Here is a 23966-nt window from a genome sequence, read left to right on the forward strand (position 1 = left end):
GAACGACGCGGCCGGGGCCGACGGCACCGAGGTGGGCGCGATCGGGTTGCGTGAGCCGGGCACCGGGCGCGAACCCGGGGTGATCGGCGTCATGCCGGGCGGAGGCGGCGGCACCGAGACCGGGCGGTTGCCCGGGACCGGAGCGCGATTGGGGAACGCGGCCGCGGCGGCCGGTGCGGCCGGCGGCGGGGTGACCGGGCGCGGCGCCAGCGGCGGCGGCGCCACCGGGTCGGGCGCGACCGGCGGGGCGTTCATCGGGTGCGGGATGACCGGGCCGTTGCCGGTGCCGGTGGGCTCCCGGCGGTTGCGCCGGTTGGTGCGGGAGTCTGGGACTGCCTGCAGCGGGGCCTCGGCGCGGCGGCGGGTGGTGCCGGCGGCGGTGCTGCTGCGGGCGGCGATGGTGCCGATGAGCGAGGAGCAGGCGGAGTCGCAGGCGTGGACCGCGGCGATGGCCTTGCGGACCGTCTCGGCGGCGGCGGGCGCGAGCGACTTGTTGACCCCACCGCGGCGCGGCGACTCGCTGATCGCCACGTGCAGCGCGGTGACCGCCGCGATGATCTCGTCGTCGGTGCCGACCCCGGCCCGGATCAGCTCGGCGGCGACCTGCTCGGCCACCCGCTCGGAGTCGCCCTGGCCGGTGAGCCGGCCCGGCTCGGGCAGTGCGTCGAGCACGGCGAGGGCCAGCGGGTGGGACGGGTCGGGGTAGGCCCGGAGGGCGGCGGGGTAGAGCTCGCGGAGAACCTCACGCAGCGCCACGGCGGTGGCGGCCCGGCCGCCGAGCAGGGCCACGTGGGCGGCCAGGACCGGCTTGTAGCTGACCAGCTCGCGCGGGGCGGGCTGGGTGACCGCGGCGATGGCGCCGGCCTGCAGTGCCCGGGCGAGGCCGACGGCCCGGCGGGCGGCCGGCGGGGCCTGCATCTCCTCGACGGAGTCGTCGTCGGCGAAACGCTCGGCGAAGTCGTCGGTGGTGTCGTCGTCGGTCACGACCAGCGGACGGCCGGCGGCGATGAGCAGCGACGTCACCAGGTGGTCATCGCTGTCGGCAGCGACCGCGGCGTCGGTGAATCCACTCGTTCGTTCCACGAGCAGCATGCCCAGATCGGCGTAGCCGTCCGGATCGTCGCTGATCACGTGAATCCCGAGCAACCGACCTGCGTCGTCCACCACGGCGATGGTCAGCTGCGCAGCCGAGGCCGAGCGCACCGTTTCATCAGCCGACGCGAGACCGCAGTACACGCGCACGAGCGCCACAGCGACGTCCTCCTCCCCGGTGAGACTTGTTCGCGACCTACCTTGAGTCACGGGGCCGCCGCGAACAAGTCCCATTGCATTTTGGCCAAGCACTGATGGTCCCTGTTTAGGGGTCAGTCGCGCCAGTCCACAGCGGCAGAGATCTTGCCGATTACCGAGCGCCATCCGAGACTTGCCTGTTGTGCCCCGATTTTCTTCAACCGGCGGCGACCGAAGAACCCGCTCATGCCACCGTTTTCCGTCGACCGGAGGGACTCGTCGAGGTCATCCAGCGGCGAGCCGGGCGACAGGGCGAGGATGACCGGCTTGAGCCGCAGCGCATAACCCAGGTCGCGGGCCACCTCGCCGGCCGTGATGAGCAGCGGAAGGTCCCAGCTGTCGTGCCCGCCGCGCAGGTTTTCCACCACGAGGTCAAGCTCGTAGCGGTCGTCCGCCTGCGGGTCGATGTCGGTCGACTGTACCTGCTCGGCCAGGGTGGCCCAGCTGTCGAGCTGTGCGAGGTCGTGCGGAGCACCCGAACGAATGAAGGAGACCAGCGACTCGGGGGTCTTGAACGCGAGGAGCCGGCCCTTGTGGCTGAGGAACATCGGCACGTCCTCGTCGGCGGCCGCGTCCTCCTCCTTCTCGTCCTCAAAATCTTCTGGGTCGGGCTCGTCGGCCGCCGCCTTGGCGTCCTCGTCCACGGCCTGGTCGACCTCGCCCTCGGCGAGCAGCGCCTGGAACTCCTCGTCGACGATGACTTCTTCCTCGTCATCCTCGGCCGCTCGGCGCTCGCGGGCGTCGAACGGGTCCTCCTCCTCGACATCCATCTCGGTGGGGGTCAACTCGGAGGATTTCCGGAAGGCCCGGAGGGTGAGGCCGACGCCGCCGGGCAGCGCGATCTCCACCGGCTCGATCCGGACCTCGTCCCACAGGTCCTGCCCGGAGAGGCCCACTGCGGACGTCTCGGACTCGTCGGACTGGCTGGCCACGGTGACCTCCGGGATGATTCGGACGGTTGGACGGTGATTCTGCCGACACACCCTAATGGGCGAGCCTGAGGGATAGCAGACCGCCCTTAGAAACCCTTCGGGTGCCAGACCGTCTTGGTCTCCAGGAAGGCGGTCATCGGGGCCAGACCAGGGTCGTTGGTGAAGTCGGTGCGGCCGGCCCGCCGGACCCGCTTGAGCGTGCCGGCGGCGGCCTGCTCCAGTTCAACGGCGAGAGTGGGGTCGTCGACACCGGTGAGGTCGAGTCCGTTTACGTCGTCGTGCGAGGCGAGCCAGGGCGCGATCTCGGCGGCGTGTCCGGTCAGGATGTTGACCACGCCGCCGGGCACGTCGGAGGTGGCCAGCACCTCGGCCAGGGTGACCGCCACCTGCGGGCCGCCGGTGACGACGACCACGGTGTTGCCGGTGACGACGGCCGGAGCGACGACGCTCACCAGGCCGAGCAGGGTGGGCGGCGCGATCACACCGACCACTCCGGTGGGCTCGGGCGACGACAGGTTGAAGAACGGCCCGGCCACCGGGTTGGCGTTGCCGGCGACCTGGGCGATCTTGTCGGACCAGCCCGCGTACCAAACCAGGCGGTCCACCGCGGCGTTCACCTCGTCGCCGGCGGTGCCGAGCGCCTTGAACTCGGCCCGGCGGGACTCGACCATCTCGGCGATCCGGTAGACGACCTGGCCGCGGTTGTAGGCGGTGGCGCCGGCCCACTTCGGCTGGGCCTTGCGGGCCGCGACGACCGCGTCCCGCGCGTCCTTGCGGGAGGCGAGGGCCACGTTGTCGCCGTCCACGAGATAGGTCCGTCCTGACTCGCTGCGCGGGAAAGCCCCGCCGATGTACAGCTTGAAGGTTTTGCGCACCGACAGGCGAGGCGCGGAAGACTTAGGCAAGGTACGCCTCCAGGCCGTGCCGGCCGCCTTCGCGACCGTAACCGGACTCCTTGTAGCCGCCGAACGGCGACGTCGGGTCGAACTTGTTGAACGTGTTGGCCCAGACCACGCCGGCCCGCAGCTTGTCGGCCACGGCCAGGATCCGGGAGCCTTTCTCCGACCAGATGCCGGCGGACAGGCCGTACGGCGTGTTGTTGGCCTTTTCGATCGCCTCGTCGGGGGTCCGGAAGGTCAGCACCGACAGGACCGGACCGAAGATCTCCTCGCGGGCGATGCGATGCGCCTGGGTCACGCCGGTGAAGATCGTCGGGGCGAACCAGAAGCCGCGGTCGGGCAGCGAACACTCCGGCGACCAGCGTTCCGCGCCTTCTGAACTACCAATTTCCGACAATTCAGTAATTCTCGCCAACTGGGCGGCCGAGTTGATCGCGCCGACGTCGGTGTTCTTGTCGAGCGGGTCGCCGACCCGCAGCGTGGCCATCCGCCGCTTGAGCGAGTCGAGCAGCTCCTCGGCGATCGACTCCTGCACCAGCAGGCGCGATCCGGCGCAGCACACGTGACCCTGGTTGAAGAAGATGCCGTTGACGATGCCCTCGACCGCCTGGTCGATAGGCGCGTCGTCGAAGACGATGTTGGCGGCCTTGCCGCCCAGCTCCAGGGTCAGGCGTTTGCCGGTGCCGGCCACCGACCGGGCGATCTGCCGGCCCACCTCGGTCGAGCCGGTGAAGGCGACCTTGTCGACGTCGGGGTGCTCGACCAGGTAGCGGCCGGTGTCGCCGGCGCCGGTCACGATGTTGACCACGCCCGGCGGCAGCCCGGCCTGGCGGCAGACGTCGGCGAAGAACAGCGCCGAGAGTGGGGTGGTCTCGGCCGGCTTCAGCACCACCGTGTTGCCCGCGGCCAGCGCCGGGGCGATCTTCCAGGCCAGCATGAGCAGCGGGAAGTTCCACGGGATGACCTGGCCGGCCACGCCGAGTGGCTTGGGGTCGGAGCCGAAGCCGGCGTACGCCAGCTTGTCGGCCCAGCCCGCGTAGTAGAAGAAATGCGCGGCGACCAGCGGCAGGTCGACGTCGCGCGACTCCTTGATCGGCTTGCCGTTGTCGAGCGACTCGAGGACGGCCAGCTCGCGGGAGCGCTCCTGGATGATCCGGGCGATCCGGAACAGGTATTTGGCCCGCTCGGAACCGGGCAGGGCGGACCACGTCTCGAAGGCGCGGCGCGCGGCGGCCACCGCGCGGTCGACGTCTTCCGGGCCGGCCAGGGCGACCTCGGCGAGCACCTCCTCGTCGGCCGGGTTGACCGTCTTGAAGGTGGACTTGGCCTCTTCAAACAAACCGTCGATGAACAGGCCGTAGGAGGGCGCGATCTGGACGACCGACCGCGACTCGGGTGCTGGGGCGTATTCGAACAAATTGATCAGTCCAGCGTGAAGTAGTCGGGGCCGGCGTAGTGGCCGGTGGTGAGCTTGGTGCGCTGCATGAGCAGGTCGTTGAGCAGCGACGAGGCGCCGAACCGGAACCAGTCGGGGCTCAGCCAGTCGTCGCCGACCGTCTCGTTGATCAGCACCAGGTATTTCATCGCGTCCTTGGTGGTGCGGATGCCGCCGGCCGGCTTGACCCCGATCTGCCGGCCGGCGCGGGCCCGGAAGTCGCGCACCGCCTCCAGCATGACCAGCGTGACCGGGAGGGTGGCGGCCACCGGAACCTTGCCGGTGGAGGTCTTGATGAAGTCGGCCCCGGCCAGCATCGCCAGCCAGGACGCGCGCCGGACGTTGTCGTACGTGCCGAGCTCGCCGGTCTCCAGGATGACCTTGAGGTGGGCCGAGCCGCACGCCTCCTTGACCGCGACGATCTCGTCGAAGACCTTGGTGTAGTCGCCGGCCAGGAACGCGCCCCGGCTGATCACCATGTCGATCTCGTCGGCGCCGCCGGCCACCGCGTCGCGGGTGTCGGCGAGCTTCACGTCCAGCGGTGCCTGCCCGGACGGGAAGGCGGTGGCGACGCTGGCCAGGTGCACGCCGGAGCCCTTCAACACCTCGAACGCCACCGGAACCATGGCCGGGTAGACGCAGATCGCGGCGACCGGTGGGCAGGTCGGGTCGGCCGGGTCGGGGCGCAGGGCCTTGGCCGAGAGCGCGCGGACCTTGCCGGGCGTGTCGGCACCCTCGAGCGTGGTGAGGTCGACCATCCGGATCGCCAGGTCGATCGCCTGGGCCTTGGCGGTCGTCTTCACCGATCGGGTGGCCAGCGCGGCCGCCCTGGCCTCGACCCCCACCTTGTCGACCCCGGGCAATCCGTGCAGGAGGGAGCGCAGGTCCGACATCACTGTCGCAGTCATGAAAGGGATTCTACGCGGCTGATTAACAGTTGATCTTGATGGACCGGTAGGTTGATCGCCGTGGACGTACTCGTTGTAGATCACCCGCTGGCCCAGACCCGGCTCACCGCCATGCGTAACGCGGAAACCGACTCCGGCGTCTTCCGTGCCTCGCTGCACGAGCTCACGACCATGGTGGTCTACGAAGCGGCCCGTTCCTTCGCCGTCGAGCAGTACCCGATCAACACCCCGGTCGCGCCGACCGAGGGCACTCGGCTGGCCAACCCGCCGCTGATCGTCCCGGTGCTGCGGGCCGGCCTCGGCATGGCCGACTCCGCGCTCGCGCTGCTGCCCGAGTCGTCGATGGGCTTCGTCGGCCTGGCCCGCGACGAGAAGACGTTCGAGCCCCGGGCGTACATGGAATCGCTGCCCGGCGACCTGTCCGGGCAGCCGGTGCTGGTGCTCGACCCGATGCTGGCCACCGGCGGCTCGCTGCTGCACTGCTGCAAGCTGCTCGTCGACCGCGGCTGTACCGACGTGATCATCTGCTGCGTGCTGGCCGCCCCCGAGGGCATCGAGCGCCTGGCCAACAGCGGCCTGCCGCTGCGCCTGGTCACCGCCTCGATCGACCAGGGCCTGAATGACAAGGCCTACATCGTCCCGGGCCTCGGCGACGCCGGCGACCGCCAGTTCGGCGGGATGCGGCGCTTCTAGAGGGTCGTATACGACCAGCTGAGTGCCTTGCCGTTGGCGAACGGCATGACCCCGTGGAAGACAGCGGGGGAGTCGGCGAAGACCAGCGGCAGGAAGTGCCGGTCGGACTCCCACATCGGGATGTTTCCGGCCAGCACGTCGGCGATCGGCATCCAGTGCAGGCTGCCCTCGTCGTTCGAGGTCAGCGGGGTGCCGGAAAAAGCGGCGATCCGGAACAGGAAGCCGAACCAGTTCCCGCCGTCCTTGCCGAAGCCCGGCCAGGAGATCGTGCCGGCGAAATCGAGCGCCGAACATTCCAGGCCGGCCTCCTCGCGGATCTCCCGGCGCATGCAGGTGGCCACGTCCTCGCCGGGCTCGACCTTGCCGCCGAGCCCGTTGTAGTAGCCGAAGTGGATGTCGTCCGGCCGGGCGTCCCGCCGGATCATCAGGATGTCCTTCTGATCGGCGGAGAAGACGTACCCGAGGGTGGCGAGGGTGGCCTGCACCGTCAGCGCGCCAGCAGGGCGAAGAGGGCTTCCCAGCGATCGACGATGCTGTCCGGGGAGAACTTCTTGACCGACTGCTGGCCGGCCTCGCCCAGGCGTACGCGCAGATCTTTGTCTTTGATCAGTCTTTCCAGGGCGGCCGCCATGCCGGGAACGTTGCCGGGCGTCACCACCAGACCGCCGCTGACCTCGTCGTGGATCAGCTCGCGGATGCCCGGCGCGCAGTCGAAGGCCACCGTGGGCAGGCCGTACGCCATCGCCTCCATCACCGCGATCGGGAAACCCTCCTCGCGCGACGGAAGTGCGTAGATCGATGCCGCGCTCAGCGCGGCATCGATGTTCTCGGTCTGACCCTGGAAGATCTGGGTGTCGTCCAGGCCCAGCTCGCCGGCCTGCCGGCGCAGCGCTTCCTCGTCCGGGCCGGACCCGAAGACCTTCAGCCGCCAGTCCGGGTAGTGCGGACCGACCAGCGCCCACGCCTCCAGGAGCATGTCGATGCCCTTGTCGTGGGAGAGCCGGCGCAGCGTGACGACGGTCTTCTCGTCCAGCGTGGGCAGCGTCGCCGGCGTGGTCATCAGCGGGTTGGGCATGGCGCCGACGTTCGTCATCCCGGCTCGCGCCCAGGAATCCGCGTCGGCGTCGGTGAGGGCCAGGTGGATGTCCAGGTCCTCGTAGTAGATCCGGGCCCGGTTGTAGCGGCTGCTGTTCTTGCTGGCCTCGAACGACTCGTGCGACATGCCGATGGTGATCAGCCCGGTGGTGTCGGCCTTGGCCACCCACTCGCCCGCCCAGACCTGGGCGGCGATCACCACGCCGCCCGGCTGCGCCTGGCGGAACATCTCGGTCAGCCGGCGCGCGCCCTCGGCCTGCTGCCGCGCCCGGCTGCGCCGGCGCAGCGGCCGGGACAGACCCTTCTTCAGCCGCGGCAGGTGGTGGTCATGCAGGGTGACGATTTCGTACGGCTTGTCAGAGCCGTAATCACGCGGGACCGACGCCGGTTCCACCCCGATCAGCCGCACCCGGTGGCCCCGTGCGGAGAACAGCCCGGACACGTCATGCGCCCACTGCTGGAGCCCGCCGAGCTCGTCGACGGCGTTGGTGACGATGAAGATGTCCCGGGGCTCAGCCACGGCGTGCTCCCTGGGTTCCCGAGGTGAAGAAGCGGTCGACCACGGCCTTGGCGGCGTTGCCGTTGTCGTACTCGCCGAACCGGGCCACGAAGGCGCGGTGACGTTCGGCGTACCGCTCCTTCAGCGCGTCCAGGTCGGTGAGCGCGGCGAACAGCTCGTCGCCGGTGCGGGTCAGCGGGCCGGGCGCGACCTCGGCCAGGTCGAAGTAGGACCCCCGGCTGCTGCCGACGTAGTCGTCGTAGTCCGGCACGTGGAAGATCAGCGGCCGGTCCAGCAGGGCGTAGTCGAACATCAGCGACGAGTAGTCGGTGATCACGGCGTCGGCGATCTGCATGAGCGGGGTCACGTCGTGCACGTTGGCCACGTTGCGCACCGAGTGGGCGTAGGCCGGCGGCAGCGCGAACGAGACCAGGTAGTGCGGGCGGACCAGCAGCACGTACTTGTCGCCGAACCGCTCGACGAACTCGTCCAGGTCGAACGGCAGCTCCAGGCCGGTCTTGATCTGGTCGGGCCGGAAGGTCGGCGCGTACAGCAGGACCTTGCGGTCGTCGGTCAGCTTGAGCTGCTTGCGCAGGGCGGCGACCTCGTCCGGGTTGTCCTGCCGGATCAGCACGTCGTTGCGCGGATAGCCCACCCGCATCAGCTCGGCGTGCACCCGCATGCCCTTGGTGAGGGTGCGGGCGTCGTGCTCGGTGCGGGCCAGGAAGACGTCGAACCGGTCGATCGCGCTCTGCAGCTTGTCCTGCTGACCGGACGTCTGCGCCTTGATCTGCGCCTCGTCGAAGCCCATCCGCTTGAACGCCGAGCCGTGCCAGGTCTGGATGTAGGTGGTGCCGGCCCGCTTGCGCAGGTCGTGCGGGAAGCCCTGATTGTCCACCCAGTACCGGGCCCGGCCGAGCTCGCGCAGGTACGCGTACGACTGGCGGCGGACCAGCTTGACGTCGGGCGGGAAGCCGTTGGGGTGCTCGCCCGCGTATGCCCAGACCGCCCGGAACGGCGCCCCGGAGCGCTTGAGCTCCTCGTAGATGGCCCGCGGGCTGTCCGAGTACTGCTTGCCCATGTGGCTCTCGAAGACGACCGTCTTCCGGCTGATCGGCATCCGCGAGAAGACGTTGTCGTACCAGGCCAGCTTGGTGTTCCGCTTGTCCAGCCGCTCCCGCAGGTCGCGGCGCACGGTGCCGGCCTTGCCCCAGAGCCGGGCGCCGAGCGGCTGCGACCGCAGCTTGCTGATGGCGTCGCCGCCGGCCTTGGCACCCTTGCCCTCGGCGGCCAGCCGCAGCGCGATGTTGCCCTTGTCGGTGCGGTAGGCCTCCAGCCGGTCGGCGACCAGCCGGGACAGCACCGGCTTGACCGGCAGGCTCAGCTCGTCGATCAGCTCCGGGGCGGCGAACAGGTTGACATCCACGGTCTCGCCGGCCGCCTTGACCCGCAGCACGAACGAGTAGATCGGGTCGACGAAGCCGATCGGCCGCGGCGCCTGGGCCGGCGTGACGGTCGCGGTCCAGGTCAGGGTCGTGCCGGCCGGCTCGATCGCGGCCTTCACGGTGAACTGCCGCCGGCGGTTGCCCCGGGCCCAGGTGACCAGGGAGGCCTTCGGTTTCTGCAGCCGGCCGAGCGGGTCGGTGACGACCCCGCTCAGGGTGACCGCGCCACCGTCCCGGCGTACCGCGGTGAGGGTGCTGCCGAGGTTGAGCTTCGACAGCGGGAGGTCCTGGAAGCCGAGCTCGGTGACGTCGAGCACCTCGCGGCCGAGCGGGTCGTCGAGGTGCCGGTCGCACCAGAAGATCCGGCCGTCGCGCACCACCAGGGTGGTGGTCAGGCGGCCGCGGTTCTCCTTGCCGGTCAGGTAGTCGTGGGCGGTGGCGACGCCCTCGGCGTCACCCTCCCGGACCATGTACGCGGCGATCGCGGGCAGCGGTTTCGCCTGCTTGAACGCCTCCGGGCCGATGCCGTTGACGTACGGCCGGGCGATGTCGAGCATCTGCTGCTGGGTGGCCTCGGGCAGCTCGGCGAAGCCGGTCAGGTGGGTGCGCAGGTCGTTCTCGATGAACCGGATGTCCTTCTGCAGCCGCAGCTCGGGGGTGCCGTAGCGGGCGATCAGGGCATCGATCTTCTGGGTGACCGCGATCCGGTCGGTGAGGTTGCGGACGTCCCGGGCCCGGTTGGTGATCGAGAGCGTGGCCGCGCCCCGCTCGACCATCCAGTTGTAGACCCGCTGCGGGATGATCGCGATCTTCTTGGCGGTCAGGTAGGCGTGCGCCGAGAAGACGTTGTCCTCGTAGTAGCGGTCCTCCAGGAAGACCAGGTTCTCCCGCTTGAGGAAGTCGTGCCGGTAGAGCTTGTTGGTGGAGAGCACGTCGTAGAGCAGCTCGGGCTCGTCGCGCAGCGATTCGTAGACGACCTTGTCCTTGACCAGCCACGGCATCCAGGAGGTTTCCTTGCCGGTGGCCACGTCGATCCGCACGCAGCGGCCGATGACCATGTCGGCGTCGGATTCCTCGGCCATCGACACCAGATTGCGGCAGGCGTGCCGGTCGAGGGTGTCGTCGCTGTCCAGGAACATGATGTAGCGGCCGCGGGCCTGTGCGACGCCGGCGTTGCGCGGTGCGCCGCAGTGCCCCGAGTTGGCCGGCAACCGGATGAACTTGACGTCGTCCGGGTGCTGTGCGGCGAGGCGCTCCATGACCCGCGGGGTGTCGTCGGTGCTGTGGTCGTCGACGACGATGACCTCGCGGCTGCGCAGCGATTGATCGAGCACCGACTGCACCGCGGTCTCGATCCGCGCTGCGTCGTTGTAGACGATGACCACAACCGTGACGTCTGGCCGGGGGTGGGACGAGGTCACGGAGACGTGTCCTTTCGGAGAGGGCCGCGGCGGCAGCATCATAGGTTAAAGCTGTGTGTCCTTAAAAATTACCTGTGTGCGGTAGCGGTCGCCCGTCTGGCCGAGGGCGGGCTCCGTCACGTCCGCTAACCTCGTCTGCGAACCGGGATCGATCGAAAGGGACATTTCGTGAAGGTGCTCATCGCCGGCGGTGCGGGATTCATCGGGAGCACGGTCGCGTCGTGCCTGATCGATGCCGGACACCAGCCGGTAATCCTCGACAATCTGGTCACCGGGCGCCGGGAGTTCTGCGAGGGTCGTCCGTTCTACGAGGGTGACATCGCCGACCCGGCCATCCTCGACCGGATCTTCGACGAGCACCCGGACATCGAGTCGGTCGTGCACTGCGCGGCGCTGATCGTGGTGCCCGATTCGGTGGCCCACCCGATCCATTACTACCGCGAAAACGTGGCGAAGACCCTCGAGCTGGTCGACCACCTGATCGCCAAGGGTGTCACCCGGCTCGTGTTCAGCTCTTCGGCCTCGATCTACGAGCCGAACGACGAGTTCAGTGTCGACGAGAGCTCGGCCCTCGCGGCCCAAAGCCCGTACGCCCGGACCAAGCTCGTCGTCGAGCAGATGCTCACCGACGTCACCGCGGCCACCCCGCTGCGGGTGCTCTCGCTGCGTTACTTCAACCCGATCGGGTCCGACCCGAAGATGCGGACCGGCCTGCAGGTCCCGGCGCCCAGCCACGCGCTCGGCAAGCTGATCGAGGCGCACCGCGAGGGTGTCCCCTTCAACATCACCGGAGTCGACTACCCGACACGGGATGGTTCCGGCATTCGGGACTATGTGCACGTCTGGGACCTGGCCGGCGCGCACCTGCGAGCCCTCGAGGTCTTCGACAGCCTGTTCGCCGAGAGCAACTACAGCGTGATCAACCTGGGCACCGGCACCGGCACCACGGTCCGGGAGTTCGTCGACGCGTTCAACGAGGTCGTCGACGAGCCGGTGGCCGTGGCCGAGGCCCCGCGCCGTCCCGGTGACCAGGCCGGCGCCTACACCCGCAGCACCCGCGCGGCCGACCTGCTGGACTGGCGGGCCGAGCACACCGTGGTCGAGGGCATCCGGGACACGCTCACCTGGTTCAGCCAGCGCGACAAGATCCTCGGGTAACTGAGAAAACGAGCGGATGGTCTTTCGACCCGACCTGGCGATCGTGGTGCGTGACTCGGGCCACTATCGTTGCGTCACATGACCTCCATTCCGCTGGCCGAGGAACTCCTCCTCCTCGCCTACGACGACCGGACCGGCAAGGCGACCGGTTCCCGCATCGGGCTCGACCTCGGCATGGCTGCGGCTGTGCTGGTCGATCTGGCCCTGGTGGGGCGGGTTGCCTACGTCGACGGCTTCCTGAAGGCGGTTGACCCGACCCCGATCGGTGACCCCATCGCCGACGCGGTGCTGGCCAAGGTCGCCGAGGACGAGCCGCACACGCCAGCTCAGTGGCTGCAGCGGCTTCGCCACCGCCTGCGCACCCGCGTCCTCGAGGACCTGGTGTCCCGCGGCGTGATCCAGGACGTGGACGAGACCCAGATGGGCGTCATCCACGTGCACCGCTACCCGACCACCGATCACGCCTTCGAGGCCGAGATCCGGGGCCGGCTCGCCCAGGCGCTGATCACCGAGAGCATCTGTGACGAGCGCACGGCCGCGCTCGCCACCCTGCTCAGCGTCACCCGGATGGAGCCGGCGCTGCGGCTTCCGCCCGAGGAGGTGGAGCGGGCCCACGCCCGCCTCGAGCAGATCGCGGCGGGCGCCGGCTTCTCCGGCTCGGCCAACCTGGAGGACTCGATCGTCCGCCCGGCGGTGGCCCTGGTGGTCGCCACCCTCGGCAAGGCCATCTCGGTCTCCCTGGGCGCTCCCAAGCCCGCCTAGACGCCCAGTGCCGCCGCCGTCTCGTCGCGCAGGGTGCGCAGGGCGGCGGCCGCCCGGGCCCGAGCGGCCGGCACGTCGCCGTCGGTCACCGGCTCGACCACCTCGAGGTACGCCTTGAGCTTCGGCTCGGTGCCGGACGGCCGGATCACCACACGGACCGCGGCGGTCCGGAAGGTCAGCACGTCGTTGTCCGGCAGCAGGTCGTTCACCCCGGTCAGCGGCGCACCCAGCAGGGTGACCGGCGGGTTCGACCGGGCCCGGCCCATCGCCACGCCGATCTCGGCCAGGTCGTCGACCCGCACCGACAGCTGGTCGGTGGCGTGCACCCCGAACTCGGCGGCCAGTTCGTCCAACCGGTCGGCGAGAGTCCGGTTCTCCGCGAGAAGACCAGCGGCCAACTCGGCCACGGTCAGCGCCGCGGTGATCCCGTCCTTGTCCCGCACCAGCGCCGGGGCAACGCAGTAGCCGAGCGCCTCCTCGTAGCCGAAGGCCAGGTCCTCGTCGGCCCGGACGATCCACTTGAAGCCGGTCAGGGTCTCGGCGTAGGGCACGCCGCGGGCCATGCAGAGCCGCCCGAGCAGCTGCGACGAGACGATCGTGGTCGCGTACGTCCCGGGCACGCCCCGCCGGATCAGGTGGTCGGCGAGCAGCACGCCCAGCTCGTCGCCGCGCAGCGGCCGCCACCCGCCGGCCGAGGGGATGGCCACCGCGCACCGGTCCGCGTCCGGGTCGTTGGCGATCGCCAGGTCGGCGTGGTGCGCGACGGCCAGCGCGAGCAGGTTGTCCATCGCACCCGGTTCCTCCGGGTTGGGGAAGGACACGGTGGGAAAGTCGGGATCCGGGGTGAACTGATTCGTCACGGCGGCCGGCGGCGGGAACCCGGCCGCCGCGAACGTCGCCAGCAGGGTCTCGCCACCGACCCCGTGCAGCGGGGTGTACGCGATGGCCAGGTCGCGTGGCCCGCCGTCGGAAAGCACGGCCGCCGCACTCGACACGTACCCCGCAATGATCTTGTCGTCCAGGAGCGTTCCCGGAGCACCCAGCCTGACCTCCGCGATCGGGCCGACGGCCCGGATGGCCGCCTCGATGCCGGCGTCGGCCGGCGGCACGATCTGCGCGCCGTCCCCGGCCGGCCCGCCCAGCTCGCGCCCGAGATAAACCTTGTAGCCGTTGTCCTGCGGCGGGTTGTGGCTGGCCGTGACCATAACCCCGGCCACCGCGTCCAGCGCCCGCACCGCGTAGGCGAGCACCGGCGTGGGCAGCGTGGTCGGCATCAGCAGCGCCTCCCGGCCGGCGCCGGTGGCAATCTGGGCGGTGCGCTCGGCGAACGCGCGGGAGCCGTACCGCGCGTCGTACCCGATCACCAGCGGCCCGGTGCCGCCCTGCTCGGCCAGCCAGGCGACCAGCCCGGCGGCGGCCCGGGTGACCACCGCGAGGTTCATCCCGTTCGGCCCGGCCCGCAGCCGCCCGCGCAGCCCGGCCGTGCCGAAGGTCAGCGGGCCGGCAAAGCGGTCCCGCAACTCGGCCTCGGTGCCGGGCAACCCGTCGATCAGGGCGCGCAACTCGTCGCGGCTGGCAGGGTCAGGATCGTCGGCGAGCCACGTTTCCGCGGCCGCGAGGAGATTGAGCGCCATCAGGTGTTGATAGCACGCGATGGAAGGTCAGGCGTCCTGGAGGGTGTAAGTCTTGATCATTTCGTCGAAGATCGGCCGGCTCTCGGCGAACTGCGCCTCGGTCGCGGTCATGTAGAACGAGTACGCCTTGCCGTTGGTGATCACCGCGCCCCACAGGCCGTGCCGGGCGGTGTCGCCGGTGCCGCAGGTGTACTCCAGGACCGCGCCGTCCTTGCCGGAGATCGTGGTCTTGGCCAGGTTGACCCGGGTGTACGGCTTCGGGCAGTTGGTCGACTTGGTCTTGAGAGTGGTCTCGGCGACGCCCAGGAACGAGCTGGGCGTGCCCGACGACTTCTCCACCAGGATGCGCACCTTGTGCTTGGCGTCGTTGGGGTCGACGTAGTCCACCCAGGTGCCGGAGGCCTTGCGGGTCCAGCCCTTCGGCACCTGCACCGAGATGCCGCGGTCGTTGTATTCCTGGGTCTCGATCGCCGCCGCGGCCGGCTCGCTGACCGTCTCCTGCGCGGCCGGCGGGGCCGTCGTGCCACCGCTGTTGCCCACCAGCGAGAAGACCACCACCAGCAGGATCACCACGGCGAGCGCGCTGCCGCCGGCGATCAGCTGCTTGTTGCGTTCCCAGCCCTTGACCGTGGTGATCGCCCGGTCGGCGGTCTGCCGAACCGTGCCGACCGCGTTGTCGATCATCTGCTTGCGCTTGACCGACGGGCTCGACACCACGGTGCCGCCCATCGGCTCGCGGGCCGCGCGGGCGCCGTCCCAGGCCTGCCGGGGCGGGATCACGCTGGTCGGGTCGGCGTTGCCGCCGCGGGCGGTCGGCATCATGCCGGTCGGCGCGAGCGCGTCGGCCGGCTCGGGAGCCCGTCGCCGGCCGGGGGCCGGCGCGTTGCTCTGCTGGAGCTTGGCCAGGTGGTCGGTGAGTGACTGACCGGCCGGCAGCATGGCCCGGCCACCGATCTGGCCGCTCGGCGGCGGCGGGATCGGCTGGGTCTCGGCCGGCGCGGCCGGCGGCCGCTGGGCCGGAACCACCGAGTAGGGGTCGGTCATCATGTGCGGCGGGGCCTTGCTGGCCAGCGGGCCGGCCAGCTGCTGACGCAGCATCGTCCGGGCCGTCGGCACGTCCATCCGGCGGGCCGGGTCCTTCTCCAGCAACCCCATGAGTACGGGAGTCAGCGAACCCGCGCGCACGGCCGGGGCCGGCGGGTCCTCGACCACAGCGTGCATGGTCTCGATCGGGTCGCCCTTGTCGAACGGCGGACGGCCCTCGACCGCGGTGAACAGCGTGACGCCCAGCGAGAACAGGTCGCTCGGCGGGCCGAAGTCACTGCCCATGGCCCGCTCGGGCGAGATGAAGTGCGGCGAGCCGAGCACCATGCCGGGCGTGGTCAGCTGAATGTCGGTGGGCATCCGGGCGACGCCGAAGTCGGTCAGCACGCACCGGCCGTCCGAGCAGATCAGCACGTTGGCCGGCTTGACGTCGCGGTGCAGCACGCCGTGCGCGTGGGCCACCTCGAGCGCGCCGAGCAGCGCGATGCCGATCTTGGCGACGACCCGGGGGGTGACCGGCCCGTCCTCGATCACCATGTCGGCGAGGCTGCGCGCGTCGAGCAGCTCCATCACGATCCACGGCCGGCCGTTCTCATGGACGACGTCGTAGACCTGGACCACCGCGGGGTGCTGCAGCGCGGCCGCGGCACGGGCCTCGCGCATGGTCCGTTCGTACATCGAGTCGCGGTCGCTGGGCGCCAGGCCGGGCGGAAGCACGACCTCCTTGATCGCCACGTCCCGGCGCAGCAGCGTGTCCGCCGCGCGCCAGACCGTGCCCATGCCACCGTGGCCCACTGCGGCACGCAAGGTGTAACGGCCGCCGATGAGAATGCCCGGGGCCGCGCGTCCGCTGGTGTGAGCCGTGTTGCCGCCGCTCCACGTCGGAATCTGAGTCACTGAGGATGCCACCGAGGGGGTCTAGGGGCCGTCGACCAACCCCGCTATCTTGCCCGTAGCCGACCCCTATTTGAAAGCCGCAGGGCCGGTGTTCCTTTCAAGTCGACAAACCGTGACCGGGAAAACCCGCTGTGTTCCGGTTATCGGACTCTCTGTGCCAAACACCTCACGCTCCCGGACCGAGCGACGCCACTGGATCATCGCGTGGCCACCCTGGAGGATTCGGCGAAGGCCGCACAGGGAACAGCGAACGTTCTACCTTTGGGGAAGCGTTTCTAAGATTAGGGGTGACCCGTTGTAGTTCCGGACGCTCTTACCAGGGCATTCGTGACTCAGCGCAAGGTGACTGGCACCCGAATGACGTTGCACAGCGTCACTAAATTGGGTCTAAGCTGTCGCGCGTCCCGAAAACCTGACAAACCTTCGAGAGCGATACGGAAGCCGACGTGACTACTGCTCTGGAACGGCCCCGAGACGGGGGCTCAGCGGAGTGGCCCGGGCCGTTGCCCGGTGCCGAGCCTCTGCCCGGCCAGCTTGACCGCTGGCTCGCCTCGCACGGCGCGGAGCTGGTAGCCATTCGTCGGCACATTCACGCGCACCCGGAGCGTTCGTTCCAGGAGTTCGAGACCGCCGCCCTGATCGCCCGCGAACTTGCCGTGGCCGGCCTGTCGCCGCGGATGCTGCCCAAGGGCAACGGCGTCGTCTGCGACATCGGCGAGGGTGATCGGATCATCGCGTTCCGCGCCGACCTCGACGCGCTGCCGCTTGTCGACCGCAAGGACGTGCCCTACAAGTCGACCGTCGACGGTGTCGCCCACGCGTGCGGCCACGACGTGCACACCACCGTGCTGCTCGGTCTCGGGCTGGCCCTGGCGCAACTGGCCGAGCGGGGCGAACTGCCCGGCCGGGTCCGACTGATCTTCCAGCCCGGCGAGGAAGCGATCCCGTCCGGTGCGCCCCAGGTGATCGCGGCCGGCGCGCTCAAGGACGTGGCCGCCATCTACGCGCTGCACTGCTACCCGCAGCTGCCGGCCGGCCTGGTCGGCGTGCGGTCCGGGCCGTTCACGGCCGCGGCCGACACGGTCTCGGTGAAGCTGACCGGCCCCGGTGGACACACCGCCCGGCCGCACCTGACCGCCGACCTGGTGCACGCGCTGGGCCGGATCATCGTGGACGTGCCGGCCCTGCTCGACCGCCGGATCGACCCGCGGGCCGGGGTCTCGATGGTCTGGGGCTCGGTGCACGCGGGCGAGGCGTTCAACGCGATCCCCGGCATCGGTGAGGTCTCCGGGACGGTCCGCATCCTCAACCGGGAGGCCTGGCGCGAGGCACCCGAGCTGATCACCAAGCTGATCCGCGACGTGGTGGCACCGACCGGCGCCGAGGCCGAGATCTCCTACCGGCGGGGCGTCCCGCCGGTGATCAACGACCGGATGGCGGCGGCCGTGATCGCCGGGGCGGCCGGGGCCGCGCTCGGCGCCGACCGGGTGGTCGAGGCCGAGATCAGCATGGGCGGCGAGGACTTCGCGTTCTACCTCGACCACGTGCCCGGCGCGATGATCCGGCTGGGCACCGGGGTGCCCGGCTCGGACGAGAAGCACGACCTGCACCAGGGCGACTTCGACGTGGACGAGAGCTGCATCGAGCACGGTGTGCGGGTCTTCGTGCACACCGCGCTCGCCGCTGTGTCGACCGGAGCTTTCTGACCGGTCAGTCCTTCGGACTCTCCGCTGGTGGGGCCACCGGCGGGTGCGCCGGCAACGAACCCAGGCCGGCCGGGACGTAGGCCGGCCGCGGTGGCCGGTTGCGCTGCCAGCGCTTGTACGCCCACCAGATCGCCCAGATCGGCAGCCCGATCACGATCAGCCAGGGCAACAGGGCGCCCAGCACGGTCAGCAGCACCTTGAGCGAGGCGAGCAACGCGTCCCAGCCGGCGGACAGCCCGCCGAGGAAACCGCCCGGGTTGTCGTCGACCTTCACCCCGGGCGTCTCCGGCCCGAGGAACGTCACCGTGATCGTGGACAGCGCGGTGAGATCGGCCAGCCGCCGCTTCTTGGCCTGCAGCGAAGCCAGGTCGGACTCCCGGGTGGCCACTTCCTTCTCCAGCATCACCAGGTCGTCCAGCGACTTGGCCTGGGCGAGCAGCTTGCGACCGCTTGTCACCCGGGCCTCCTGCACCGCGATCCGGGCGTCCAGGTCGACGGTCTCCTCGGTGACGTCCTCGGTGTTGATCTCTCGGGTCTCCTCGATGCCCAGCTTGGACAGCGAGTCGACGGTGGTGGCGAACTTGTCGGCCGGGACCCGCAGGGTGAGCGTCGCGGTGCCCGAGCCGGTGCTGCTGCTGTTGCGGTTGTCGCCGCCGACGAAGCCGCCCGCGGTCTGCGCGATGCCGGTGGCCAGCCCGGCCGCGGCGTTGACCTCCTTGACCCGCACCGAAGTGGAACCGCGATAGATGATCGACCGCTGGTCGACGCCGAGGTCCGGCGCCTGCGCCGGGACGTTCTGGCCCGGGGCCGCCCGATCGGCGGCCTGACCCTCGGCGGCCTGCGGCGCGGCCGCCACCTTCTCGCCGGTGTCGGCCATCCCGGCCGAACTGGTGGAGCTGTCGGAGCTGTCGGCACCGCAACCGGTCAAAATGATTCCCGCGGCTAACGCGGAGGCAATGAGCAGAGTCGTTCTTACACGCATGGTTTCTCCGATCCCCGTTGGAGGCGTGCACCTGGGACGTGCGGCACGCATATCCCGGTTCCGGCAGACTGCGTGTTGAACGGTTACGAATCAGTAGCGGAGGAGTCCCGTGCGCATCACGAAGTACACGCATTCCTGCCTGCGGATCGACGGCGCCGGGGTGCTGGTGGTCGATCCGGGCGAATTCAGTGAGCGATCCGCGCTCGATGGCGCCGACGCGGTGCTGATCACGCACGAGCACATCGACCATCTGGATCTCGCGGCGATCGCCGGCACCGCGGCGCGCAATCCGGCGGTCCGGGTCTTCGCGCACGCCGACGTGCTGCCCAAACTCGCCGCCTTCGGCGACATCGCCACCGCGGTGGCTCCGGGTGAGACTTTCGAGGCGGCCGGATTCCAAGTACGCGCGTACGGCGGTCAGCACGCGCTGATCCACGCGGACATCCCGCGGATCGCGAACCTGGGTTATCTGATCGCCGATGACGACACGAACGTCTATACCCCGGGCGACTCGTTCACCGTTCCGGAGGACACGGTCGTGGACACGCTGTTCGTCCCGTTGAATGCTCCGTGGATGAGACTGATGGAATCGATCGACTTCGCCCGGGCGGTGAAACCCGGCCGCGCCTACGCACTGCACGACTTCCTGCTGACCGAGACCGGCGCGAAGATCTCCGACGGCCACCTCGAGCGGCTGTCCGGCACCAGGTACGCGCATGTGGCGCCCGGGACCACGATCTGACGTGCCGAGCGTGACCGACGAACTGATCCAGCGGCTCTACTCCGAGCCGCCGGACGGCTTCGTGGCGGCCCGCACCGCCGCGATCAACGAGGCCAAGCAGGCCGGCGACCGGGAAGCGGCCAAGCGGCTCGCGGCCCTCAAGAAACCGACCGTGGCGGCCTGGGTGGTCAACCTGCTGGCGCTGCGCCGTCCCGAGCTCATCGAGGAGCTGGTCGAGCTGTCCTCGGCGCTCCGCGAGGCGCAACGCGGCCTGCAGGGTGACCAGCTGCGGGAGTTGACCGCGCAGCGCCGCCAGGTGGTGTCGGCGCTGGTCGCGGCGGCCCGGCGGCTGGCCGTGGAAGCCTCGGGGTCGGGCGCGAAGCTGCCGCTGGGCGAGGTGGAGGCGACGCTGACCGCCGCGCTGGCCGAGCCGGAGGTCGCGGCCCAGGTGCGCACCGGCCGGCTGATCCGGGCCGCGTCGTATGCCGGTTTTGGCGAGGTTCCGCGACCTCGTTTGCGCTTGGTGACCGATGAGGACGAGGACGCTGAGGTCGTCGAATTCCCGCAGCCGTCATCGCGCGAGCGGACCGCGGCCGAGAAGCGGCGGCGCGAGGTCGAGCAGCGGGAACGGGAGCTGCGCCGCGAGCTGAGCGCCGCGCAGGCCGCCGAGCGCCGAGCCGACGAGCAGCTGGAGAAGGCCGAGGCCGCCGAGCGAGATGCCGAGCACCTGGTCGAGGATCTCGATGCCGAACTGGCCGAGCTGGAACGCCGCCGAACCGAGGCGCAGGCCGATGTGGCCCGGCGCAAACAGGCCCGGCGTACCGCCGAACGAGAGACCGCCGCAGCTCGTCGTCAGGTGGGCGACGTACAGGCTGCTTTGGAAGATCTTGAAACGGACGATCCGGATTGCCCATCCAACCGCCCCACCAACCGCCCTTAAACGGACTAAAGGCAATCTGATTCGCCCGGCGGGATGGGAAGAAAATTTTCCAGATCGGGCATGGGAGAGCAGAATCGGCGCGTGACCCCCGAACAGGCTGCCGCCAATGCCAGAACGGGTCTCGCAACGATCGTGGGCGCCTTTGCCGAGTCGCCACAGACGCTTCGCCGCGCGCGTCTGCTGGGGTTGTCCGGCTGGGCCTACCACGTGTCCGCGAGGGCCGGTGCGCTCGGCGAGGTAAGACCGGAAACGGTGGCCGCGGCCATCGGCTTCATCGCGCCCGAAGCCGTCATCGACGGCTGGGAGGCGACCGCCAAGACCTCGGCGCCGCTGGAGGTGGCCACCTGGCATCTGCACGAGCTGTGCAAGTGGGGCATCGAGCAGCTCGGTGGCTTTCCCCGGCTGGGCCGGCTGCTCGAGCTGAGCGGCCGGGTGGTCGACGCGGTCGAGCACGCCGGGTTGCCGCTGTTCGCCGCGTGGCGGGCGATGCCGGTGCCCGACCAGGCGCCCGGTGCCCGGGCCGCGGTGATCCTGCACCTGCTGCACGAGCACCGGCTCGGCGTGCACCTGGTGGCCGTGCGGGCCAGCGGGCTCACCCCGCTCCAGGCGATCATCGCGGGTCCCGAGGGGGAGACCGGCGCGGTCGCGTTCGGCTGGCAGCCGCCCTATCCGCCGGCCGGGCCGATCGTGCGGCGCCTGCTGTGGGCCGACTCGGTGGGTGACGCGGTGGCCGGTCAGGCGTACGGAACGCTGGACATGGGCGAGCGGATCGAGTTGGTCGGCCTGCTGGAGTCGCTGAGCCAGCGCCTGACCCGATAGAAATCGGTCGACGGCCACGACTCGGCCGTGGTCGGATGCTCGCCATGACTGCCGCGCTGCCCGAGGGCTGGACCACCCGCCGGCCGAAGCTCGACGACGCCGCCGAGATCCTGGCCCTCGTGCACGCGTGTGACATCGCGTCGATCGGCGAGCCCGACTACACCATCGACGAGGTGCGCGAGATGCTCACCGAGCCGAACACCGACATGACCCGGGACAGTTGGCTCGCGCTCGACCCCGAGGGCCGGGTCGTCGGCTGGACCTATCCGCACAACGCCAACGGGCGCGACCGCGACTTCGCCGACGTCTACACCTGGCCCGAGCATGGCCGGCCGGCCCTGCGCCCGCTGCTCGACCTGATCATGGGCCGGATGGCCGAGCGGGCCGCCCTGCTCGGCCACGATCCGTACGAGGTGCGGGCCGGTGCCATCCCCACCGAGGAGCACTACATCGAGGCGTTGCTCGACTTCGGGTTCGTCTTCCTGAAGCAGCACGCCCGGATGCAGATGTCCCTGGCCGGGGTGCCGCTGACCGGGCTCGAGCCGCCGGCCGGGGTGACCGTGCGCGAGGTGCGCGACGACGAGGACGACCTGCGGGCCGTGCACACGGCGATCTTCCAGGCCTTCGCCGACACCGATCACCTCGACGCCGACTACGACAACTGGCGCAAGCAACTCGCCAACGAACCGTCGATCTCGTTCGACGAGTGGTTCGTGGCCGAGGTCGACGGCCGGGTGGTGGGCGCGCTCCAGTCGTCCGACGGTGGCGCCGAGGACAACGAGGGCTGGGTCAAGCGGCTGGGAGTGCTCCGGGCGTACCGCCGAAGGGGTATCGGGGAGGCGCTCCTGCGCCGGGCCTTCTCGGTCTATGCCCGCAAGGGCCGCGAGAAGGCCGGTCTCGGCGTCGATCTGGCCAACCCGACCCAGGCGATCCGGCTTTACGAGGCGGTCGGGATGACCGCGTTCTACCGGTCGAACATCTATCGCACCTATGTGGCGGCGCGGGCCAGCTGACCCTCGTCCAGCGGCTCGGTCTCGATCCGCGGCGGCGACACCGGCGGCCGGCTCTTGGCCAGCCAGCGCTGCGGGGTGCGCTTGCGCCACCACTTCTCGGCCGGCTCCTCGACGTACGCGAAGAGCAGCCAGGACAGCACGTTTACCACCACGCCCATGCCGAGCAGGGTGAACAGCACCGCGTTGTTGTCCGGCATCCGGCCCCACTCATAGGTCGCCAGCCGGCTGACCGAGTGGTGGATCAGGTAGAAGCTGTACGACCAGAGGCCGAACGCGACCAGGATCTTCGAGTTCAGGATGCCCTGCAGGCCGCGCATCTCGCGCTGCACGAAGGACAGGATGATCAGCGCGGACAGGATCGCGATGCACTGCCGCACGGTGAAGTCGAGCTGCTGCACCAGGGCGTGCGGCAGCCGCATCCGCCCCTGGTAGTACGCGAACACGTAGACGAACAGCAGCGTGATCGGGACGAACGGGCGCAGCGGCAGTCGCCAGCCGCGCTTGAGCGCCAGCGCCATTGTCATGCCGAGCATGAACTCGGGCAGGTAGAAGATCGGGTGCCGCTGCACCCAGCTCGCGTGCGGCCCGGAGAGGTGCGCGGTGGCGAACCAGGCGACCGCCCACATGCCGACCAGGCCACCGCCGGTGAGCAGCGCCAGGGTGCGGGTGCGCAGCCCGGCCGCGACCCGGCCGAGCAGCGGGAACAGCGCGTAGAAGAGCAGCTCCACGCTGAGCGTCCAGGTCACCTCGTTACCCGGCAGGGTCGGCGTGACGTGCGGGAACCAGGTCTGCACCAGGAACACCGAGGAGATCAGGCTCCACCACTCGATGTCCTTGCCGGCCGCGATGTAGTACGCGTAGACGCCCAGCACCAGCGCGACCAGGTGAGCCGGCCAGATCCGGCCGATCCGGCGCCAGTAGAAGACGCCGGCATGCTCGCCGCCCTTGAACACCCACATCATCAGGAAGCCGGACAGCACGAAGAAGAACGTGACGCCGTGCCCGCCGATCTCCGAGTACGGGAAGATCAGCGGGGACCGGCCGAAGCCGGTCTTGCCGCCGAGGCCGGTGAAGTGGTGGGTGAAGACCGCGAAGGCCGCAAAGAACCGCAGGCTGGTCAGAGAGTCCAGGCGCTTCGGAAGCACGGCCTCACCGGCGGCCCGGAAGCCTTGGAGAGACATAGGTGGAGCAGAGTACAGGGCTCAGACTTCCGGCGTCGAGGTCGCGCTGGGGCGCTGCCGGAGGTCGTCGACGTAGTCGGCCGGAGCGTCGGCCTTCTCGGCGGCATTGGCGATCTCCGACAGGTACCACGTGGTGGGAAGCCCACCCTCGTAACCGTCGTAGACGTAGACCCACGCGCTGAACTCACCCTCAAGGGTTGATACACGCACGGTGAGCTTCTGGTACGCCCCGGCGGTCACTCCCTCGACCTCGTCGAGCTGTGCCGCATCCCACGGGTGGACGTCGTAGAGGGACACGAAGACCCGGTCACCCGGCGACTCCACGATCGTGGTGACCGCGCCCTCCCAGCCCATTTCCCCCTCACCGGCGAAGGTCAGGCGCCAGCCTTCTATCCACCCCACGCCGACCATGGGCGAGTGCGGACAGTAGGCCCGCATGCGGGCCGGGTCCAGGTTTGAGCCATACGCGGCGTAATGACGCACGGCGATGAC

At 70.0% G+C, this 23966-nt stretch carries 20 protein-coding genes and 1 pseudogene; 8 read left to right on the plus strand and 13 right to left on the minus strand.

Going from position 1 to position 23966, the window contains the following annotated elements; genetic code table 11:
• From Ate02nite_RS35560 to deoC, 5 genes and pseudogenes are all read right to left on the minus strand, one after another.
• Positions 1–1326 (minus strand): annotated as a pseudogene (locus tag Ate02nite_RS35560) (transposase); the annotation flags it as partial.
• A 38-nt stretch (positions 1327–1364) separates the two neighbouring features.
• Positions 1365–2273, minus strand: a complete 909-nt coding sequence (locus Ate02nite_RS35565; RefSeq protein ID WP_438871291.1) for a SatS C-terminal domain-containing protein — start codon at positions 2271–2273, stop codon at positions 1365–1367.
• Between the two features lie 35 nt (positions 2274–2308).
• A complete protein-coding gene (locus Ate02nite_RS35570) occupies positions 2309–3127 on the minus strand; it encodes an aldehyde dehydrogenase family protein (protein ID WP_203812294.1) in 819 nt (272 codons plus the stop codon).
• Positions 3120–4538, minus strand: coding sequence for an aldehyde dehydrogenase family protein (locus Ate02nite_RS35575; protein ID WP_203812295.1), 1419 nt, complete (start codon positions 4536–4538; stop codon positions 3120–3122). Before Ate02nite_RS35575 ends, Ate02nite_RS35570 begins: the two co-directional genes overlap by 8 nt.
• 5 nt (positions 4539–4543) lie before the next feature.
• Positions 4544–5464, minus strand: a complete 921-nt coding sequence (gene deoC / locus Ate02nite_RS35580) for a deoxyribose-phosphate aldolase (protein ID WP_203812296.1) — start codon at positions 5462–5464, stop codon at positions 4544–4546.
• Between the two features lie 60 nt (positions 5465–5524).
• Here deoC and upp point away from each other — a divergent pair, with 60 nt between their 5' ends.
• On the plus strand, positions 5525–6157 hold the full coding sequence (upp, locus tag Ate02nite_RS35585) for a uracil phosphoribosyltransferase (RefSeq protein WP_203812297.1): 633 nt from the start codon (positions 5525–5527) through the stop codon (positions 6155–6157).
• On the opposite strand, the gene Ate02nite_RS35590 is transcribed toward upp, so the two are convergent.
• From Ate02nite_RS35590 to Ate02nite_RS35600, 3 genes are read right to left on the minus strand one after another with little or no spacing between them, the layout of a single operon-like run.
• Positions 6154–6642 carry an NUDIX hydrolase gene (locus Ate02nite_RS35590; protein WP_203812298.1) on the minus strand — a complete coding sequence of 163 codons (489 nt, stop codon included), beginning with the start codon at positions 6640–6642 and terminating at the stop codon, positions 6154–6156. The two genes, upp and Ate02nite_RS35590, sit on opposite strands and share 4 nt — an antisense overlap.
• Before the next feature lie 2 nt (positions 6643–6644).
• Complete coding sequence (locus tag Ate02nite_RS35595; RefSeq protein ID WP_203812299.1) at positions 6645–7772, minus strand: glycosyltransferase; 1128 nt, start codon at positions 7770–7772, stop codon at positions 6645–6647.
• Entirely contained in the window at positions 7765–10617 is a 2853-nt protein-coding gene (locus tag Ate02nite_RS35600; protein WP_203812300.1) for a bifunctional glycosyltransferase/CDP-glycerol:glycerophosphate glycerophosphotransferase, read from the minus strand. Before Ate02nite_RS35600 ends, Ate02nite_RS35595 begins: the two co-directional genes overlap by 8 nt.
• A 168-nt stretch (positions 10618–10785) precedes the next feature.
• Here Ate02nite_RS35600 and galE point away from each other — a divergent pair, with 168 nt between their 5' ends.
• Both galE and Ate02nite_RS35610 read left to right on the plus strand, forming a co-directional pair.
• Positions 10786–11775 carry a UDP-glucose 4-epimerase GalE gene (galE, locus tag Ate02nite_RS35605; RefSeq protein ID WP_203812301.1) on the plus strand — a complete coding sequence of 330 codons (990 nt, stop codon included), beginning with the start codon at positions 10786–10788 and terminating at the stop codon, positions 11773–11775.
• 78 nt (positions 11776–11853) lie between these two features.
• Complete coding sequence (locus Ate02nite_RS35610; protein ID WP_203812302.1) at positions 11854–12537, plus strand: GOLPH3/VPS74 family protein; 684 nt, start codon at positions 11854–11856, stop codon at positions 12535–12537.
• Here the strand turns inward: Ate02nite_RS35610 and Ate02nite_RS35615 are convergent.
• Both Ate02nite_RS35615 and Ate02nite_RS35620 read right to left on the minus strand, forming a co-directional pair.
• Positions 12534–14171, minus strand: a complete 1638-nt coding sequence (locus Ate02nite_RS35615) for a phospho-sugar mutase (protein WP_203812303.1) — start codon at positions 14169–14171, stop codon at positions 12534–12536. The genes Ate02nite_RS35610 and Ate02nite_RS35615 overlap by 4 nt on opposite strands.
• A 27-nt stretch (positions 14172–14198) precedes the next feature.
• Positions 14199–16112: a serine/threonine-protein kinase gene (locus Ate02nite_RS35620; protein WP_203812304.1), complete on the minus strand. Its 1914-nt coding sequence runs from the start codon at positions 16110–16112 to the stop codon at positions 14199–14201.
• Positions 16113–16558: 446 nt separating this feature from the next.
• On the opposite strand from Ate02nite_RS35620, the gene Ate02nite_RS35625 reads away from it, so the two are divergent.
• On the plus strand, positions 16559–17818 hold the full coding sequence (locus Ate02nite_RS35625; protein ID WP_203812305.1) for an amidohydrolase: 1260 nt from the start codon (positions 16559–16561) through the stop codon (positions 17816–17818).
• Positions 17819–17822: 4 nt separating this feature from the next.
• On the opposite strand, the gene Ate02nite_RS35630 is transcribed toward Ate02nite_RS35625, so the two are convergent.
• Positions 17823–18800, minus strand: coding sequence for a DUF4349 domain-containing protein (locus Ate02nite_RS35630; RefSeq protein ID WP_203812306.1), 978 nt, complete (start codon positions 18798–18800; stop codon positions 17823–17825).
• Between the two features lie 109 nt (positions 18801–18909).
• On the opposite strand from Ate02nite_RS35630, the gene Ate02nite_RS35635 reads away from it, so the two are divergent.
• The 4 genes from Ate02nite_RS35635 (at position 18910) to Ate02nite_RS35650 (ending at position 22293) form a co-directional block, all read left to right on the plus strand.
• The gene (locus Ate02nite_RS35635) at positions 18910–19542 is read left to right on the plus strand and encodes an MBL fold metallo-hydrolase (protein WP_203812307.1); all 633 of its coding nucleotides are present in this window, start codon (positions 18910–18912) and stop codon (positions 19540–19542) included.
• Between the two features lies 1 nt (position 19543).
• Positions 19544–20461: a hypothetical protein gene (locus tag Ate02nite_RS35640; RefSeq protein ID WP_203812308.1), complete on the plus strand. Its 918-nt coding sequence runs from the start codon at positions 19544–19546 to the stop codon at positions 20459–20461.
• 81 nt (positions 20462–20542) lie between these two features.
• Complete coding sequence (locus Ate02nite_RS35645; protein WP_203812309.1) at positions 20543–21280, plus strand: SCO6745 family protein; 738 nt, start codon at positions 20543–20545, stop codon at positions 21278–21280.
• 44 nt (positions 21281–21324) lie between these two features.
• Positions 21325–22293, plus strand: coding sequence for a GNAT family N-acetyltransferase (locus Ate02nite_RS35650; protein ID WP_203812310.1), 969 nt, complete (start codon positions 21325–21327; stop codon positions 22291–22293).
• Here the strand turns inward: Ate02nite_RS35650 and Ate02nite_RS35655 are convergent.
• Entirely contained in the window at positions 22269–23474 is a 1206-nt protein-coding gene (locus tag Ate02nite_RS35655; protein WP_203812311.1) for an acyltransferase family protein, read from the minus strand. The two genes, Ate02nite_RS35650 and Ate02nite_RS35655, sit on opposite strands and share 25 nt — an antisense overlap.
• A 21-nt stretch (positions 23475–23495) precedes the next feature.
• Entirely contained in the window at positions 23496–23957 is a 462-nt protein-coding gene (locus tag Ate02nite_RS35660) for a gamma-glutamylcyclotransferase (RefSeq protein ID WP_203812312.1), read from the minus strand.
• Between the last annotated feature and the right edge of the window lie 9 nt (positions 23958–23966).

Origin of the sequence: Paractinoplanes tereljensis (genome assembly GCF_016862435.1) — a bacterium.
GTDB classification, from domain to species: Bacteria; Actinomycetota; Actinomycetes; order Mycobacteriales; family Micromonosporaceae; genus Actinoplanes; species Actinoplanes tereljensis.

What these genes read in the sequence shown, in the direction of transcription:
- deoC (WP_203812296.1), bottom strand. Translation starts at nt 5,464, where the DNA reads ATGACTGCGACAGTGATGTCGGACCTGCGCTCCCTCCTGCACGGATTG.
- Ate02nite_RS35610 (WP_203812302.1), top strand. Translation starts at nt 11,854, where the DNA reads ATGACCTCCATTCCGCTGGCCGAGGAACTCCTCCTCCTCGCCTACGAC.
- Ate02nite_RS35615 (WP_203812303.1), bottom strand. Translation starts at nt 14,171, where the DNA reads ATGGCGCTCAATCTCCTCGCGGCCGCGGAAACGTGGCTCGCCGACGAT.
- Ate02nite_RS35630 (WP_203812306.1), bottom strand. Translation starts at nt 18,800, where the DNA reads ATGCGTGTAAGAACGACTCTGCTCATTGCCTCCGCGTTAGCCGCGGGA.
- Ate02nite_RS35650 (WP_203812310.1), top strand. Translation starts at nt 21,325, where the DNA reads ATGACTGCCGCGCTGCCCGAGGGCTGGACCACCCGCCGGCCGAAGCTC.
- Ate02nite_RS35655 (WP_203812311.1), bottom strand. Translation starts at nt 23,474, where the DNA reads ATGTCTCTCCAAGGCTTCCGGGCCGCCGGTGAGGCCGTGCTTCCGAAG.